15 protein-coding genes are annotated in these 16,922 nt (G+C 66.5%); 2 read left to right on the top strand and 13 right to left on the bottom strand.

Going from position 1 to position 16,922, the window contains the following annotated elements; genetic code table 11:
* Positions 1-38: 38 nt before the first annotated feature.
* The 6 genes from V7Q42_RS07585 to gatB all read right to left on the bottom strand — a co-directional run bounded on the left by V7Q42_RS07585 (position 39) and on the right by gatB (position 5,090).
* Positions 39-512, bottom strand: coding sequence for a GNAT family N-acetyltransferase (locus V7Q42_RS07585; protein ID WP_333823327.1), 474 nt, complete (start codon positions 510-512; stop codon positions 39-41).
* A 16-nt stretch (positions 513-528) separates the two neighbouring features.
* Positions 529-1,389, bottom strand: coding sequence for an OmpA/MotB family protein (locus V7Q42_RS07590; protein ID WP_333823329.1), 861 nt, complete (start codon positions 1,387-1,389; stop codon positions 529-531).
* Positions 1,390-1,407: 18 nt separating this feature from the next.
* Entirely contained in the window at positions 1,408-2,178 is a 771-nt protein-coding gene (locus V7Q42_RS07595; protein ID WP_333823330.1) for a motility protein A, read from the bottom strand.
* A gap of 154 nt (positions 2,179-2,332) precedes the next feature.
* Complete coding sequence (locus tag V7Q42_RS07600; protein WP_333823331.1) at positions 2,333-2,785, bottom strand: RES family NAD+ phosphorylase; 453 nt, start codon at positions 2,783-2,785, stop codon at positions 2,333-2,335.
* Between the two features lie 334 nt (positions 2,786-3,119).
* Positions 3,120-3,557, bottom strand: coding sequence for an antitoxin Xre/MbcA/ParS toxin-binding domain-containing protein (locus V7Q42_RS07605; RefSeq protein ID WP_333823332.1), 438 nt, complete (start codon positions 3,555-3,557; stop codon positions 3,120-3,122).
* A 51-nt stretch (positions 3,558-3,608) separates the two neighbouring features.
* Positions 3,609-5,090, bottom strand: coding sequence for an Asp-tRNA(Asn)/Glu-tRNA(Gln) amidotransferase subunit GatB (gene gatB / locus V7Q42_RS07610; protein ID WP_333823333.1), 1,482 nt, complete (start codon positions 5,088-5,090; stop codon positions 3,609-3,611).
* A gap of 340 nt (positions 5,091-5,430) precedes the next feature.
* Here gatB and V7Q42_RS07615 point away from each other — a divergent pair, with 340 nt between their 5' ends.
* Positions 5,431-6,993 carry a hypothetical protein gene (locus V7Q42_RS07615; RefSeq protein ID WP_333823334.1) on the top strand — a complete coding sequence of 521 codons (1,563 nt, stop codon included), beginning with the start codon at positions 5,431-5,433 and terminating at the stop codon, positions 6,991-6,993.
* A gap of 133 nt (positions 6,994-7,126) precedes the next feature.
* Here V7Q42_RS07615 and V7Q42_RS07620 read toward each other — a convergent pair whose 3' ends face one another.
* The 5 genes from V7Q42_RS07620 to V7Q42_RS07640 form a co-directional block, all read right to left on the bottom strand.
* On the bottom strand, positions 7,127-8,332 hold the full coding sequence (locus V7Q42_RS07620; protein ID WP_333823336.1) for an MFS transporter: 1,206 nt from the start codon (positions 8,330-8,332) through the stop codon (positions 7,127-7,129).
* A gap of 438 nt (positions 8,333-8,770) precedes the next feature.
* Positions 8,771-9,739, bottom strand: a complete 969-nt coding sequence (locus tag V7Q42_RS07625; RefSeq protein WP_333823337.1) for a hypothetical protein — start codon at positions 9,737-9,739, stop codon at positions 8,771-8,773.
* Positions 9,740-9,861: 122 nt separating this feature from the next.
* The gene (gatA, locus tag V7Q42_RS07630; RefSeq protein WP_333823339.1) at positions 9,862-11,352 is read right to left on the bottom strand and encodes an Asp-tRNA(Asn)/Glu-tRNA(Gln) amidotransferase subunit GatA; all 1,491 of its coding nucleotides are present in this window, start codon (positions 11,350-11,352) and stop codon (positions 9,862-9,864) included.
* A 55-nt stretch (positions 11,353-11,407) separates the two neighbouring features.
* The gene (gene gatC / locus V7Q42_RS07635; protein WP_333823340.1) at positions 11,408-11,695 is read right to left on the bottom strand and encodes an Asp-tRNA(Asn)/Glu-tRNA(Gln) amidotransferase subunit GatC; all 288 of its coding nucleotides are present in this window, start codon (positions 11,693-11,695) and stop codon (positions 11,408-11,410) included.
* Positions 11,696-11,942: 247 nt separating this feature from the next.
* Positions 11,943-12,689, bottom strand: a complete 747-nt coding sequence (locus V7Q42_RS07640) for an SAM-dependent methyltransferase (protein ID WP_333823341.1) — start codon at positions 12,687-12,689, stop codon at positions 11,943-11,945.
* Between the two features lie 201 nt (positions 12,690-12,890).
* On the opposite strand from V7Q42_RS07640, the gene ruvX reads away from it, so the two are divergent.
* Positions 12,891-13,421 carry a Holliday junction resolvase RuvX gene (gene ruvX / locus V7Q42_RS07645; RefSeq protein WP_333823342.1) on the top strand — a complete coding sequence of 177 codons (531 nt, stop codon included), beginning with the start codon at positions 12,891-12,893 and terminating at the stop codon, positions 13,419-13,421.
* Positions 13,422-14,047: 626 nt separating this feature from the next.
* On the opposite strand, the gene clpA is transcribed toward ruvX, so the two are convergent.
* Together clpA and clpS are read right to left on the bottom strand one after the other, a co-directional pair.
* On the bottom strand, positions 14,048-16,486 hold the full coding sequence (gene clpA, locus V7Q42_RS07650; protein WP_333823343.1) for an ATP-dependent Clp protease ATP-binding subunit ClpA: 2,439 nt from the start codon (positions 16,484-16,486) through the stop codon (positions 14,048-14,050).
* A 10-nt stretch (positions 16,487-16,496) separates the two neighbouring features.
* On the bottom strand, positions 16,497-16,826 hold the full coding sequence (clpS, locus tag V7Q42_RS07655) for an ATP-dependent Clp protease adapter ClpS (RefSeq protein ID WP_333823417.1): 330 nt from the start codon (positions 16,824-16,826) through the stop codon (positions 16,497-16,499).
* Between the last annotated feature and the right edge of the window lie 96 nt (positions 16,827-16,922).

Genomic DNA, 16,922 nt, shown 5'->3' on the forward strand with positions numbered 1-16,922 from the left:
GGGCCGACGCTCATCCCGGTCCAGAGGTCCGGTCGCCGTCAGCCGCGATCGAGCGGCAGTTTGAAGCCGACGTGACTTTTCGTGAAGCCGACGCGTTCGTAGAAGCGGTGCGCATCGAGCCGCGCCGCGTTCGAGGTGAGTTCGACGACACCGGCGCCGCCGGCGCGCGCCTCTTCGACGAGGAAGGCGATGAGCTTCGCCCCGATGCCGAGCCCGCGCCGATCGGCGACGACCTGCACCGCCTCGACGATCGCCCGCCGCCGTCCGCGATGCGGCAGGGCCGTGACGAAGGTGAGCTGCGCCGTCGCCACCACCCGCCCGTCGGTCTCGCCGACGAAGAGGCGATCCGACGGCGAGGCGAGGATCGTCTCCATCGCCGCCGCATAAGCCGGTCGCGCGTCGGGGTCGGTGGTGTCGCCGTGCCCGCCGAGCGCATCGGCGGCGAAGAGGACGATCAGCGCGTCGAGATCGTCGCGGCGGGCCCGGCGAAAGATCGGATCGCTCGTCTCCATCACCCGTCGCGCACCCTCACTCGATGCCGCCGGGCGGCATCGGCGGCGCCTCGTGAACGAGCAGGATGTCGACCCGCCGGTTGGCGGCGAGCATCGGCTCGTTGGGGAAGAGCGGCTCGACGTCGGCCTTGCCGACCACCCCGTCGAACCGGTCCGACGACACGCCGTACCCCGCCAGGATCTCCTCGACCGCCACCGCACGCCCCGACGACAGATCCCAGGGCGACGGCCCCCGCCCCGCCCAGCGCGTACCGCCGGCGGTGTGGCCGGTGACTCGCAGCCGATGCGGCAGCCGCGCCAGCGCCGGTGCGAGTTTGGCCAGGATGGCTCGGGTGAACTCGTAGGGTTGCTTGGAGCTCTCCGGGAACATCGAGCGACCGTCCTGGTCGACGATGCGGACGTTGAGCCCCTCTTCCGTCTCCTCGAACATCACGTGCTTGGAGACTTCCGAGATCTCCGGCATGTCCTGCAGCGCCTGCCTGAGCGAGGCGGCGGCGGTGAGGAACTGCCTCGGCTTCTCCTGGTTCGCCTGCTCGAAATCGTGGGTGTTGGCCTCGGGCCCCTGCTTGGAGTGGCTGTCGTTCCGGGTCGCCGAGGTCTCGGCGTCGAGCTTCTTGTCGACAGGACCGGAGGCCTTGATGAACCGGCGCACCGGCAAGCCGTCACGCTCGATCATGCCGGCGGTGCGCGGGATCGGTTGCACGCCGAAGGCGTCCTTGAGCGAACCGGAGGCGTCGGCGAGCTTCTGCTTGTCCTGACTGGCCGAGGCGAGCAGCATGACGAAGAAGGCCATCAGCAGCGCCATCAGGTCGGCGAAGGTGATGACCCAGGCGCCACCGTGTCCGCCGCCGCCGCCGTGTCCCTTCTTCTTCGCCATCGCTCAGGGTCCCCCGCCTCAGGCGGCCTCTTCCATCGCGGCGCGATGCTTGTTGGGCAGGTACGAGATCAGCATGTCGCGGATCACCGCCGGGCTCTTGTTCTCCCGGATCATCAACACACCGTCGATGACGAGGGTGAAGTTGACGTTCTCCTCCAGCGCCTTGATCTGCAGCTTGTCGGCGATCGGCAGGGCGACGACGTTGGCCATGACCGCGCCGTAGAGCGTGGTGAGCAGCGCCACCGCCATACCCGGTCCGATCTTCTTGGGATCGTCCATGTGGGCGAACATCGAGATGAGACCGATGATGGTGCCGACCATGCCCATGCCCGGCGCCGCATTGCCCATGAAGTTGAAGAGCTTGTTGGCGTCCTCCAGGCGTTCGATGTGCAGATCGCGCTCGCGTTCCAATGTCTCGCGGATGATGTGGAGATCGAAGCCGTCGGCGATCATCCGCATGCCCTTGGCGAGAAACTCGTCCTCGATCTCCACCGCCTCGAGACCGAGCGGCCCCTGTTTGCGGACGATGTCGGCGAGCTCGGCGATCTTCTCGATCATGTCGCGCGCCGAGACGTGGTGATTGAAGGCCACCGCCTTGAGGCCGGTGCCCATGGCGGCGAGAAAGCCACCCATGGTGAAGCGCGCCATGGTGGTGACGAGCGCACCGACGATGACGACGTTGGTGGCCAGAAGGTCCATGAACATGGAGAGCTTGGAGCCCTCCAGGAAGATGGCGACGACCAGAACGCCGAAGCCGCCACCGATGCCGAGAAACGTCGCGATGTCCATGGGTCACTCGCTCACAGACGGCCGGTCCCCACGGACCGGGGCCTGCCTCGCAGCGAAGTGTCGACGAACAAAGGTAAGGAAGGGTTACCGCGAGGCGGTCGACGTTGACCATGTTCGACGAGGAGGCGGTGCGGTCGACGCGGGTGGAGACCGCTCAGAAGAGGCGGGGGTCCCAGACGAGTGGCTGTGGCGGCGAGGCCGTCATTCGGGCGAAATCGGGATGATCCTGGTTGATCACCCAAACGTGGTCCTCGGCGGCTGCGACTGAGGGAACGCGGAGAATCGCGGTTCGACCGGACGAGAACCAATCATCACCGATCGATTGGGAGACGTCTGTGGCCGTCGGATGATCCCATCCCGGCGGCAATGCGTGTCTCTCGATGGTGGTGACGGCGATATCGTCGGGAACTTCGATCGAGATCCGGGTATGGTTGGTCGGAGGCGAAGCACGTCCGACGTGAACCAACGTCTCGAGTTGGGCAGCTGCGAGGGAAGAGGCACAATAGATAGCTCGAGATCCAGCGCTGTTCCACCGACCACCGTGCAGCATGGCACCGGTGCCGTCGAACAGGGGATAGAGAGACGAGCCGATCCGGTAGAGGCGCATGTAGCTTCCCCTCCAACCAAGAGCGAGATCACTCATCTCTTGGAAGTAACGAAAACAACTGCTTTGCACATGGCCAATTATCCTAGCTGAATAGGCGCTGCGAATCCCATAGAGGGGCATTATCGTCGCTCAACAGCAAAGATCGTCAACCCAGGTCTTTCCGCACCCAACAAGCCTTTGTTTTAATTAAAAGATGAGCGCATCTACGACACTCGGCCAAGCCGCATAACTAAGCGCCCGCATAACGGTTTCCTATTCGATCTCTGAGCGCCGGCAATTTACGGAACACTCCCCGGCATCTTTCTTGCCACCGAGTAGGCTCGCCATGTTTATTTCAAGCCGGCAGCCCATAGGCGATCGCGTTGAGGATCTCCTCGACCTCGCGCCCACCGATGTCGGTGACGAGGCATTCGAGCGGCGTACGGTCGTGGAGACGAGCGTGAGCCTTGGTGAGAAACTCGGTCGCCCTTTGCGGTGAACCGAAGACCTTGGTCGCCATGGCGACGAGCCGGGCGACACGCCCTGCCCTTTCGCCTTCGGTCGGAGTCAGCACGTCGAGGCCCGCGGCCCGCGCGCGACGGCGCACCACCGAACGGACAGGAGATGCCTTGCGTCCTCCGGTCGGCGGCAGGCGAGTCTCGAGGGCGTCGAGTGCCCCGAAGGGCAACCCGGCCCGCACGACGTCGTCTAGATCACCGAGATCGCGCACGGTTCGCCCGAGTACGGCCGGCCCACCGAGCACGTCGGCGATCTCTTTCGGTCTGACGAGCATCTCACGCACCTCCGACCAGGATCATCCGGCACGATCTCGGTGAACGCAAGCTCACTCCAGCCCGAGCTTCGCCTTGAGGATCTCGTTGACCGCCTGCGGGTTGGCCTTGCCGCCGGTCTGCTTCATCACCTGACCGACGAACCAGCCGGCGAGCGTCGGCTTGGCCTTGGCCTGCTCGACCTTGTCGGGGTTCGCGGCGATCACCGCGTCGATCGCTTTTTCTATGGCGCCGGTGTCGGTGACCTGCTCGAGGCCGCGGCTCTCGACGAGTTGCTTGGGATCGCCGCCCTCGGTCCAGACGATCTCGAACAGATCCTTGGCGATCTTGCCGGAGATGGTGCCGTCCTCGATCAGGTCGATGATGGCGCCCAGCTGCGCCGCCGAGACCGGGCTCGCATCGATGCCCTTGCCTTCCTTGTTCAGGCGGCCGAAGAGCTCGTTGATCACCCAGTTCGCCGCCGTCTTGGCGTTGCGGCCCTTGGCCACCTCCTCGAAGAAGTCGGCCGAAGCGCGCTCCAGCGTCAGCACCATGGCGTCGTAGGGCGTGACACCGTAGTCGGCGACGAAGCGCGCCTTCTTGGCGTCGGGAAGCTCCGGCAGGCCGGACTTCAGCGCGTCGACGTAGGCCTGATCGAACTCCAGCGGCAGCAGGTCCGGATCGGGGAAATAGCGATAGTCGTGCGCCTCCTCCTTCGACCGCATCGAGCGGGTCTCGCCCTTGCCGGGATCGAAGAGGCGGGTTTCCTGCTTGATGGAGCCGCCGTCCTCGATGATGCCGATCTGGCGGCGCGCCTCGTAGTCGATCGCCTGACCGACGAAGCGGATCGAGTTGACGTTCTTGATCTCGCAGCGGGTGCCGAGCGCGCCGCCGGGCTTGCGCACCGAGACGTTGACGTCGGCGCGCATGTTGCCCTTGTCCATGTCGCCGTCGCAGGTGCCGAGATAGCGCAGGATGGTGCGGAGCTTGCCGAGATAGGCCTTGGCCTCGTCGGCCGAGCGCATGTCGGGCTTCGACACGATCTCCATCAGCGCCACGCCGGAGCGGTTCAGGTCGACGAAAGTGGAGGTGGGCGACAGGTCGTGGATCGACTTGCCGGCGTCCTGTTCGAGGTGCAGACGCTCGACCCCGACCTCGACGGTCTCGCCGCCCTCCATGTCGAGGTGCACGGTGCCCTCGCCGACGATCGGGCTCTTGAACTGCGAGATCTGATAGCCCTGCGGCAGATCGGGATAGAAATAGTTCTTCCGATCGAACACGGACTTCAAGTTGATCTGCGCCTCGAGGCCGAGGCCGGTGCGGATCGCCTGTTTGACGCATTCCTCGTTGATCACCGGCAGCATGCCCGGCATCGCCGCGTCGACGAGGGAGACGTGGTCGTTCGGCGCGCCGCCGAAGGCGGTCGAGGCGCCGGAGAACAGCTTGGCGTTCGAGGCGACCTGGGCGTGAACCTCCATGCCGATGACGACTTCCCAGTCGCCGGTCGCGCCCTTGACGAACTGCGACGGCTTGGCGGTGCGAGCTGCGATGGTCATGACTTCCCTCGAACGGACGTACGGAACGCTGCTCCTTGGGTAGAGCGGATCGCCGGCTCGTTCAAGCCGGAACGGACGTCTCCACCGCGTTGAGATGCACCCGTGTCGAGCACTCGTCATGCCGTGGACGAGTGACGACGGCTGCCCGACTTCGAAATCGCGGTGGCGTCCGAGGCCCGTTCCGCTCCCCGGGCTCCGGGGCCGTCGCCCGAGTCGACAGGCCCGCGAGCCACATCCTTTGAAAACATGAAATTGATTGTGCAACCCGATTTCTCGCGTGCAGAGTGTCGTTCGTCCCGAGGGACCTGTTCATACAAAAGATGTCGGGAGGACCAATTCCATGAACAAGCCGACCGCATTCGATCTACCGAACCTGTCGTTCGTGGGAACACCGCTCGAGCAGGCCCGTGGCCTCCTGAGAACGGTTCGTCGCGGCGGCGATGTCGATGACGCTCCCGCCGTGTTGCCCACGGTTCTCGAACGGCTCATGTCCCCATCCGCGCCGGGCCTCCCGACGCGCGAGCAATTGGCGACTTACCTGGAAACCGAAAGTGTCGACCAAGCCGACGTCGGAGGTTCGGTGTTCGATCCGGTGTCCCGCGCCGACACCAACAATCCGGCGGCCCGTCAAGCGCTCTACTTCGTCATCCACGATACGAGTTGGAAGCTCGGCCCGGGAAAGAACTTCGACAATGTCGACATCGACGGCGAGGGGTGGAAGGGAAACGATCTCTCATCCTTCCCTGACAAATTGACCCATATCTACATAAATCGACTGGGTGGAACTCGGACCGACAGATTGTACACGACACCTTGGCGGGCGACCAAATTCGAGACGAAGCCGAATCATAAGCTCTTCAGAGGACTTTTCCTGCACCATGAGCTCGTCCAACCGCGTATGGGACCGGGAAGTTCCGACATCGACTCGCCCGTCCCCGGTTTCACGGATGCGCAATACCGAACTCTCGCGCTCCTCTACGTCGTCGCCTCGGTGAGGCGAGGCAGTTGGCTCATCCCGGCTTTCCATTGTGTTCTGGATATCGGTTTCGGCGATCACGACGACCCCCAGCATTTCGATCTGGAAAGCTGGGGAGCGAAGATCGAGGAAATCCTCTCGACGTTCGGCGTCGATCTGGTCGCGCTTTCGATGCCCGTCGTCGAAGTGCAACCTCTGTCGTTCATCGCCCACGTGACCGACGCGGCGACGAAACCGTTCCGCACCGCCCCCGCCAAGTCGCAGACCAAAGACGGGACGGGAGGTTCGAGCACGACCGGACTCACCGGAACGATCACCGAGACCGCAGACGGTTCCGACATCGTTGCCGAAGAGACCCTGTCGGCGCGACGGGACGGCAAATCTCTCGGCGATCCTCGCATCGCCAGACAGGCGCGGTCTCGCAGGGGCGGCAGCACGTCCGTATCACAGGAAGGTTACTGCTGGAGAGATCGCTCGCTCCCCGATGCCGAACTCCTCGAAGATCGGGATGAGCCGCAGGAGGGCAACGGCGTGTTCTCCGGAAAAGCGACGTATTTCGGGAAGGGTGACGACATGGACGAGGGAACCGGAACTCCGGCATTCAAACTCGTTCAGACCAACAGCAGTGTCTTCGGCGTTTCACTTCGCCGCGAGAGGTTGATCGCCGAAGGGTTGGCCAAGGATGTCGACGGTATACTGAAGGCGACCGAGCGAGGCCTGACGACGCTCGTCGAAGTCTACTACCCCAAGACCCGCCGGCTCGCTCGCCTTCCACTCGTCGACGTCGGGCCCGGGAGTGCCGGCGGTGCGGCCACAGCCGTCGCCGACCTCACGGTCGCGGCGACGGCGTTCCTGCAGAAACGCTCCGAAGACGATATCTCCAAGCTCGCGAACATCAACGTCGTGATCCGGGTTCCTCCGGCATGACCGAGAACTTCGCGGCGCAGGATCTGCTCGTCCGCCGGGCACGGTGCGCTGCCGCGAGCCGATGAATCGGCCGGACTCGGCATCGATCGACGGCCCGTTCGAGAACCTCGGCGCGGTGCGGCTGAGAACAGCTTCACCGCGCCGACTTCAGGTTCGGCAGGAACACCGTGAGGATGCCGATCGCCGGGAGCCAGGCGGCGATCTGGTAGACGGTGGTGATCGAGGTGCGATCACCGATCTCGCCGAGCGCCGCCGCGCCCAGACCGCCGAAGCCGAAGGCCATGCCGAAGAACAGGCCGGCAATGAGACCGACGCGTCCCGGCACCAGTTCCTGGGCGAAGACCAGGATGGCCGAGAAGGCCGACGACATGATCAGCCCGATCGCCACCGACAGAACCGCCGTCATGAAGAGCCCGACGTGCGGCAGGGCGAGCGAGAACGGCAGGACGCCGAGGATCGACACCCAGATCACCGCCTTGCGCCCGATGCGGTCGCCGACCGGACCGCCGACCAGCGTGCCGAGCGCCGCGGCGAAGAGGAAGAGGAAGAGATAGAGCTGCGCCTCGCGCACGCTCACATGGAACGTGTCGATCAGGTAGAAGGTGTAGAAGCTGGAGATCGAGGCGAGATAGACGTTCTTCGAGAAGACGAGCGCCATCAGCACCACGATCGAGCGCACCACCACGGCCCGCGGCAACCCGCTCGTCGGCCGCGCCGCGCCCACCGGCCGCGCCTTGCGCCTCTCCCGCCCCCACACGCCGACGCGGGTGAGCAGCGTGATGCCGATCAGCGCCAGCCCGGCGAACCACGCCACCGACGCCCGCCCGAACGGCAGCACCACGAAGGTGGCGAGCAGCGGCCCGAGCGCCGACCCGGAATTGCCGCCGACCTGGAACAGCGACTGGGCGAGCCCGTGCCGCCCGCCCGAGGCGAGCCGCGCCATGCGCGACGACTCGGGGTGGAACACCGCCGATCCCGTGCCGATCAGCCCGACGGCGACGAGCAGAATCGCGAAGCTCGGCGCCACCGACAGGAGCAGCAGCCCGATCAGCGTCGAGCCCATGCCGAAGGCGAGGCTGAACGGCATCGGATGGCGATCGGTGAAGATGCCGACGAGCGGCTGCAACACCGAGGCGGTCACCTGGAAACACAGGGTGACGAGGCCGATCTGGCCGTAGTCGAGCGCGAAGCTCTCTTTGAGGATCGGATAGGACGCCGCGATGACCGACTGCATCGTGTCGTTGAGCATGTGCGCCACCGACAGCATGACGAGGATCGACCAGGTCGTCCCCTCCTCGGCGGCCCGGGTCATCGGCGAAACATCGGCGGCGGCGGTCATGCGGGGGCTCCTGGCCGGCCCCGAGGGGCCGAACGGCGATCGAATCCCGCAGTTTCCGGGGAAAAGCGGGCCGCACACTGTGATGTCGGACGGCGGCTACGTAAAGCTACGTGGAATGCAGGGGAGATCGGCGGAAAACGCGGGAGGGAGGGCGCTCGATCGGACGGTCCTCCCCCGCGTGGGAGGTTTCCATGCATCGAACATATGCGGTCGCAGCTTCACGATTGCCTCGAGAGATGTCGAAGCAAAGCCCATCATCCCCGGCCGGAGCGAAGCGGAGGGGAAGGGGATCCATCGACCTCTCAGAAAGCTGATGGGCCCATGGATCCCCTTCCCTCGCGCGTCGCGCTCGCCGGGGATGACGGCTGAATTCGGGGCAACGGTATCGACAAATCGGAAATCTGACGAAGTGCGAGAAAGACCTCGAGGATCACCCCCTCACCGCGGCAGGTCGTCGCCGCCCCGGCCCTTCCAGACCTTCTCGATCGCCGCGTCGCTCTTGCCGGCGATGCAGTCGCGGGCGACGAACAACGACTTCTCGATCAGCGCATGGTGCTCCACCCCGCGCCCGCCGGTGAGGATCTGCGTGACGTGGCCGCCCGCGGCCTCGATCGCCCCGACCCAAGGGGTCTGGAACTTCGCCGGCACCGCCGTGTCGGCCGGGTCGGTGAGAAGGAAGAGCCGCGTCGGATCGGCGCCCGCGGTCCGCGCCGCCACCTGCGGCACCTGCGCCATCGGGTCGAGATGGGCGCGCTTGCCGACCGTGCGGAACGAGATGCCGTAGGCGGCGGTGAAGCGGCGGAAGTCGAGCGGACCGGAGGCGATCACCGCGCAGCCGATGTCGTCGCGGGCGGCGACCAGCGCCGGCACCAACATCGCCCCACCCGACTGGCCGGCGAGATGGAAGCCGATCGCCCCTTCTCGTGCTTTGATGGCGTCGAGGGCCTTCTTGGTCACCTCGGCCTCCAGCGCCGTGCGCCGATCGCCGTGCCAACCCGACGACCCGGTCATGCCCATGCGGCCGAAATAGATGACCGGCGTACCCAGCCGCTCGCCCCACACCCGCGAGGCGATGTCGATGAATTCCGGCGCCTGGGTGAGATAGCCCGGCTCGACCTCGCGCTGGCCGGTCTTCGACAGACCGAGCACGTCGCCGGTGAAGAAGACGACCGCCGCCCTGCCCTTCGCCGAACCGTGGAGGTAGTACCGGACGCAGATGCCGTCGCCGAAAGCTTCGACGAAGACGGCCTTCGGCAGCTTCGCGCATTGTTCACGCGAAACTTTCGTTCCCTCGATCACATCCTTGGCGGAAAACGTCTTCACGCCAGCGGGAAGGCCCTGAGCCATGGCTTGGACGGTGACCAGGAAAGCGAAGGCGGCGGCGGCGACGCCGAGAACTCGGCGCAACGTTTCGGAGAAAGCCGACGCCCCATCGTTCCCTCCCCCTCGAGGGGGGAGAGAACCGGAGGAGAGCGTCCTCGTGGAACGATCTCCGGTCGAAGGGGCGGTCGCCGCTCGGCTCGGCGTCGTCACCACCACGCCTCGGGGGTGAAGCGGCCGGCGGCGCGTTCGATGACTTCGCCGACCTGGAACAGCGTCTCCTCCTCGAAGGGACGGCCGATCAGCTGCAGCCCGAGCGGCAGGCCCTTGGCGTCGAGGCCGCCCGGCACGACCATGCCCGGCAGGCCGGCCATGTTCACCGTCACGGTGAAGATGTCGTTGAGGTACATCTCGACCGGATCGCCGCCCGACTTCTCGCCGATGCCGAAGGCCGACGACGGCGTCGCCGGGGTCAGCACCGCGTCGACGCCGGCCTGGAAGGCGATGTCGAAGTCGCGCTTGATCAGGGTGCGCACCTTCTGGGCGCGGACGTAATAGGCGTCGTAGTAGCCGGCGGAGAGCACGTAGGTGCCGATCATGATGCGCCGGCGCACCTCCGAGCCGAAGCCGGCGGCGCGAGTCAGCTCGTAGGTGTCGGTGATGTCGTCGCCCGGCACGCGCAGGCCGTAGCGGATGCCGTCGTAACGGGCGAGGTTCGACGAGGCCTCCGCCGGCGCGACGATGTAATAGGCCGGCAGGGCGTACTTGGTGTGCGGCAGCGAGATCTCGCGGATCTCCGCGCCGGCCTCGCGCAGCCAGGCGATGCCCTGTTGCCACAGCGCCTCGATCTCCGCCGGCATGCCGTCGACGCGATATTCCTTCGGGATGCCGATGACCTTGCCCTTGATCGAGCGGCCGACCGCCGCCTCGTAGTCCGGCACCGGCAGATCGACCGAAGTCGTGTCCTTCGGGTCGACCGAGGCCATCGACTTCAAGAGGATCGCCGTGTCGCGCACCGTGCGGGCGAAGGGACCGGCCTGATCGAGCGACGAGGCGAAGGCGACGATGCCCCAGCGCGAGCAACGGCCGTAGGTCGGCTTGATGCCGACGGTGCCGGTGAAGGCCGCCGGCTGGCGGATCGAGCCGCCGGTGTCGGTGCCGGTGGCGCCGACGCACAGCCGCGCCGCGACCGCGGCCGACGAACCGCCGGAGGAGCCGCCGGGGACGAGCGGCGTCGGGTCGATCGAGCCGTCGGGGCTCTTGCGCCGCCACGGATTGACGACGTCGCCGAAGCACGAGGTCTCGTTCGACGAGCCCATGGCGAACTCGTCGTTGTTGAGCTTGCCGAGCAGCACCGCGCCGTCGGCCCACAGGTTCGTCGTCACCGTCGATTCGTAGGGCGGGACGAAACCGTCGAGGATCTTCGAGCAGGCGGTCGTGCGCACGCCCTCGGTGCAGTAGAGGTCCTTGATGCCGAGCGGCAGCCCCTCGAGAGCCCCGGCGGTGCCGGCGGCGATCCGCGCGTCGGAGGCTTTCGCCATCTCGCGCGCCTTCTCCGGCGTCTCCAGCACATAGGCGTTGAGCACCCGCGCCTTCTCCATGGCGGCGAGATAGGCGTCGGTCAGCTCGGTGGCGGTGAAGGTCTTGGCCTTCAGCGCGTCGCGGGCTTCGGCGAGGGAGAGTGCGGTCAGATCGGTCACGGGCGGCAATCCATCGAGAAACGGGGGAGGAACGGGCGCGGGAAGAGGCGCGGGCTCACTCGACCACCTTGGGAACCACGAAGAAGTCGTCTTCGGCCTGCGGCGCGTTCCGCGTCACCTTGTCGGGGATGCCGCCGTCGGTGACGACGTCGACCCGCTTCTTCATGGCGATGGGCACGACCGAAGTCAGCGGCTCGACGTTCGAGACGTCGAGTTCGGCCAGTTGTTCGACGAAACCGAGGATCGAATTGAGTTCGCCCTGGAGCTTGTCCACCTCCTCCTCGGCGACGCGGATGCGCGCCAGATGGGCGACACGGACGACGGTGGAACGATCGACGGACATGAGTACCTCGGGACGGGACGAACGGACGTGTTGCGCCGCGAAAGGCGAAGCGCCGGAACCGTTCTAACACCCCGAAAGAAGCCGAAGCAATCGGCGCCGGCAGCGTTCTCGGACACGGCGCGGCCCCGCCGCGGTCCCGCCCACCGTCCGGCCCGTACCGGGCCTCGGCGGCGACACGAACTCCCCGGTCGGCCGAGCTCCGATCGAAGCCCGCGCCCGACGCCGCCGACCGCGCCCGCCGGCGACCTCATCGCGCCATCAGCGCGAACACCCCCCAGCCCAGATATTCACGGGTATGGCTGGCGTGGCGTACGGGGTCCGACGTCAACCGGGCCCGAACCTCCTTCGCGAAATCGTCGTCGGGATTGGCTTCCAGCCACCGGCGCATGGTGAGCCATTTGGCCGCCTCGTATCGGTCCCATCCGTCCTGGTCCGCCAGAACCATCTCCACGACGTCGTAGCCGAGCTCGCCGAAGGAAGCGAGAAGCCCCGGAAGCAGGAGGAAGTCGGAGATCGAACCGGCGAGGCATCCCACGGCGACTTCTTCGGTCGGCGGCAGCCGCCGCCAATAGGGCTCGCCGACGAGGACGATCCCGCCGGGGCGGAGGCTCTCGGCCAAGAGTGCGACGGTGCCGGCGACGCCCCCGCCGATCCATGTGGCACCGAGACAGGCCGCCACGCCGACCTTCTCCTCGGCCACGTGGCCGGCGGCGTCACCATGGACGAACGCGACGCGATCGGCGACCCCGAGTTCCACGGCGCGCGCCTTCGCCTGTTCGGTGAACAACGGGCTCAAGTCGATGCCGGTGCCGCGGATCCCGTGATCGCGGGCCCAGGTGCACAGCATCTCGCCCGATCCGCTGCCGAGGTCCAGCACACGGGTCTCCGGTTCCAGGCGCAAGGCCGCGCCGAGCGTCGCGAGCTTCTCGTCCGTGAACGGGTTGTGGATGCGGTGCGCACTTTCGGTGATGGTGAAGATGCGGGGGATGTCCACGGCGGAGGCGCCCTTCGGATCGGAATGGAGTGGGTCGATCTACGTCAGTATACGAGATCCGTCGGCCCGGTGGACCGGCATCTGCGCCGACCCGGGAGTGCAGCCGCCGTCGAGGTCCACCCCGAACGCCCGGGCAGAGGCGCGGAGGCACGGGGCCCGCCCCCTCCCCTTCGCCGCCACGCCGTGCTACGGCTCGCGGCCATGGCCGCACCCGATCCGACCCTGCCCCTCCTCGACCTCGCCACCCGTCTGCCGGCCTCCGCCCGGCTGATCGGCCTCGATCTCGGCACCAAGACCATCGGTCTCGCCCTCTCCGACCTCGGCCGGCGCATCGCCACGCCGATGGAGACGATCCGCCGCAAGAAATTCTCGCTCGACGTCGCCGAATTGCTCGCCGTCTGCGACAAGCAGCAGGTGGCCGGCATGGTCATCGGCCTACCGCTCAACATGGACGGTTCCGAAGGCCCGCGCGCCCAGGCGACCCGCGCCTTCGTCCGCAATCTCGTGCCGCTGACGACGATCCCCATCACCTGGTGGGACGAGCGCCTGTCGACGACCGCCGTCACCCGCACCCTGCTGGAGGCCGACACCTCGCGCGCCAAACGTGCCGAGGTCGTCGACAAGATGGCCGCGAGCTTCATTCTCCAAGGGGCGCTGGACCGTATGCAGGCGTTGGCGCGGGCAGCGCGCGAGGAAGCCGAGGAGCGTGCGGCGCGGGGGAATGATCCGTAGAGTGCAAAGAGCCGAAGGCGATTTGCACCGTGTCCATTCTCGGCGGCGGCGACACGAGCCGCCGCGCCACCAGCCGCACGAGCCGTCGGTGCAATTCGCCGCGCTCTTTGGACCCCACGACCTCCCCTCCCCGTCATCCCCGGGCTTGATCCGCGGCTGTCCGGTTCGGGCGGCGACGGGCGGTGTCGAGCCATTGATCGAACAGAGGCTCGACCCGGTCTTCAGCGAGTGGGACACGGCACGGAGTTCCCTTCTCCCCTCGCGGGAGAAGGTGCCCCGCAGGGGCGGATGAGAGGGCGCGCGCGTCAGCACGCAACCGGACGATCCCGCGAGCTTCTGCCGTTTCGAGAGGTCCAGACCCCTCATCCGGCCTTCGGCCACCTTCTCCCGCAAGGGGAGAAGGGAGGGCGCGCATCCGCACGCGACCCGGACCGGACAGCCGTGGGCTCGACCTGGGGACCCATCGGGACTCTCCCCCTCGAGGCGATGCCGCCGGGTCGCCGGGTCGAGCCCGGCGATGACGGTGTCGGGGGCATCTCCGATCAACTCCGCCCGTCGTGACGAGAAAGCCCCCTAACCTCGCGGTCCGGGGGCCTCTTTGTTCATCGAAGACTTCGGCGAGCCGATCACTCCTCGCCCGGCTGATGCGGCACGATCGCCCGGGGGCGGGAGATGGCCGGGACGCCGGACTTCGGCGGCTTCTTCGCCTTGACCGGCTTCTTGGCCCGCGCCTTGGCCTTCGCCTTGACCTCGGGCTCCGGCGCCGGCGCGGCGACGGCGGTCACCGCCGGGATGCTCTCGAGCACCAGCCCCTCGCCGTCTTCGGTCTTGCCGACCGTCACCTTGACCACGCCACCGCGCTTCAGCTTGCCGAACAGAACCTCGTCGGCGAGCGGCTTCTTGATGTGCTCCTGGATCACCCGGCCGAGCGGCCGAGCGCCCATCTGGCGATCGTAGCCGTTGGTGGCGAGCCAGTCGGTCGCCGCCTCGTCGAGTTCGAAGGTGACGTTGCGGTCGGCGAGTTGCGCCTCGAGCTGCATCACGAATTTGGTGACGACCTGACGGATCACCTCGAGCGGCAGGTTCTGGAACGCCACCACCGCGTCGAGGCGGTTGCGGAACTCCGGCGTGAACAGCCGGTTGATCGCTTCCGTATCGTCGCCCTCGCGCTTGACCCGGTTGAATCCGATCGGCGCCTTGGCGAGATCGGCGGCGCCGGCATTGGTCGTCATGATCAGGATGACGTTGCGGAAGTCGACCTTCTTGCCGTTGTGATCGGTGAGGCTGCCGTGGTCCATGACCTGCAGCAGGATGTTGAACAGGTCCGGATGGGCCTTCTCGATCTCGTCGAGCAGCAGCACGCAGTGCGGATGCTGGTCGACGCCGTCGGTGAGCAGGCCCCCCTGGTCGAAGCCGACGTAACCCGGAGGCGCACCGATGAGGCGGGAGACGGTGTGCCGCTCCATGTACTCCGACATGTCGAAGCGCAGCATCTCGACGCCGAGGAGTTTGGCGAGCTGCTTCGCGACTTCGGTTTTGCCGACGCCGGTCGGGCCCGCGAAGAGGTAGGAGCCGATCGGCTTCTCCGGTTCGCGCAGGCCGGCACGCGCCAGCTTGATCGCCGCGGCCAGCGTCTCGATCGCCTTGTCCTGACCGTAGACGACGCGCTTCAGGTTGGTGTCGAGATGCTCGAGCACCTCGGCGTCGTTCTTGGAGACCGACTTCGGCGGGATCCGCGCCATGGTGGCGATCGTCTCTTCGATCTCCTTGACGCCGATCACCTTGCGCCGCTTCGACTCGACCACCAGCATCTGTGCCGCACCGGACTCGTCGATCACGTCGATCGCCTTGTCCGGCAGCTTGCGGTCGTTGATGTAACGCGCCGCCAGTTCCACCGCGGCCTTGATGGCGTCGTGGGTGTAGCGAACCTTGTGATGCTCCTCGAAATAGGGCTTCAGCCCCTTGAGGATCTCGATCGCGTCGGGCACCGACGGCTCGTTGACGTCGATCTTCTGGAAGCGACGCACCAGCGCCCGGTCCTTCTCGAAGAACTGGCGATATTCCTTGTAGGTGGTCGAGCCGATGCAGCGGACGTTGCCCGATGCGAGGGCAGGCTTGAGCAGATTCGAGGCATCCATGGCGCCGCCCGACGTCGCCCCCGCACCGATCACGGTGTGGATCTCGTCGATGAACATGATCGCCTTGGGATATTCCTCGATCTCCTTGACCACCTGCTTCAGCCGCTCCTCGAAGTCGCCGCGATAGCGCGTTCCCGCGAGCAGCGCCCCCATGTCGAGGGCGAAGACGGTCGAACCGAGGAGCACCTCGGGCACCTCGCCCTTGACGATGCGGCGGGCGAGGCCCTCGGCGATCGCCGTCTTGCCGACGCCGGGATCACCGACGTAGAGCGGATTGTTCTTCGAGCGGCGGCAGAGAACCTGGATGGTGCGGGCGATCTCGGCCTCGCGGCCGATCAGCGGATCGATCTTGCCCTTCTCCGCTTTGTCGTTGAGGTTGACGCAATAGGCCTCGAGGGCCTCGGTCTTCTTCTTGGTCTCGGCGGAGGTCTCGGTCGTCGACATCTCTTCCTCCGCACCGCGAGGGGGCCGCGCCTCGGTCATCCCCGCCCGTTTGGCGATGCCGTGGCTGATGTAGTTGACCGCGTCGTAGCGGGTCATGTCCTGCTCTTGCAGGAAATAGGCCGCATGGCTCTCGCGCTCGGCGAAGATGGCGACGAGCACGTTGGCGCCGGTCACCTCCTCGCGTCCCGAGGATTGGACATGGATGACGGCGCGCTGGATCACCCGCTGGAAGCCGGCGGTGGGCTTGGCGTCGTCCTCGTCGTCGGAGACGAGGTTCTCGAGTTCGGTGTCGACGTATTCGATCAGGTTGCGCTTCAGCACGTCCATGTCGACGTTGCAGGCCCGCATCACCGCGGCGGCGTCCTGATCGTCGATCAGCGCCAGCAGCAGGTGTTCGAGGGTGGCGTATTCCTGGCGGCGCTCGTTGGCCAGATGCAGAGCCTGATGGAGCGCCTTCTCGAGGCTGCGGGAGAAGGACGGCACGGGTCGGACCTCACTTCTTTTCCATGACGCATTGCAACGGATGCTGGTTGCGGCGGGCGAAATCCATCACCTGGGTGACCTTGGTCTCCGCCACCTCGTAGGTGAAGATGCCGCATTCTCCCACGCCGTGGTGGTGGACGTGCAGCATGATCCGCGTGGCCTCGTCGCGCCCCTTGTTGAAGAAGCGCTCGAGCACGTGGACGACGAATTCCATCGGCGTGTAGTCGTCGTTGAGCAGCAGGACCCGATACATGCTCGGGCGCTTGACCTTGGGGCGAACCTTGGTGACCACCCCGTGATCGAGATCGTCGTCGCCGTTCTTCGGCGGTTCCTGGCTCATGGTCGTGACGAATACGCGCATTTCGCTTCGCTGGATCCAGCCGCACGAGGCGCACGGCTCGTTGACGTTCCGGCCCGAGAGCCGACGGCGGGTCCG

This window comes from Pinisolibacter sp. (assembly GCF_036782435.1).
GTDB lineage: Bacteria > Pseudomonadota > Alphaproteobacteria > Rhizobiales > Ancalomicrobiaceae > CALBKH01.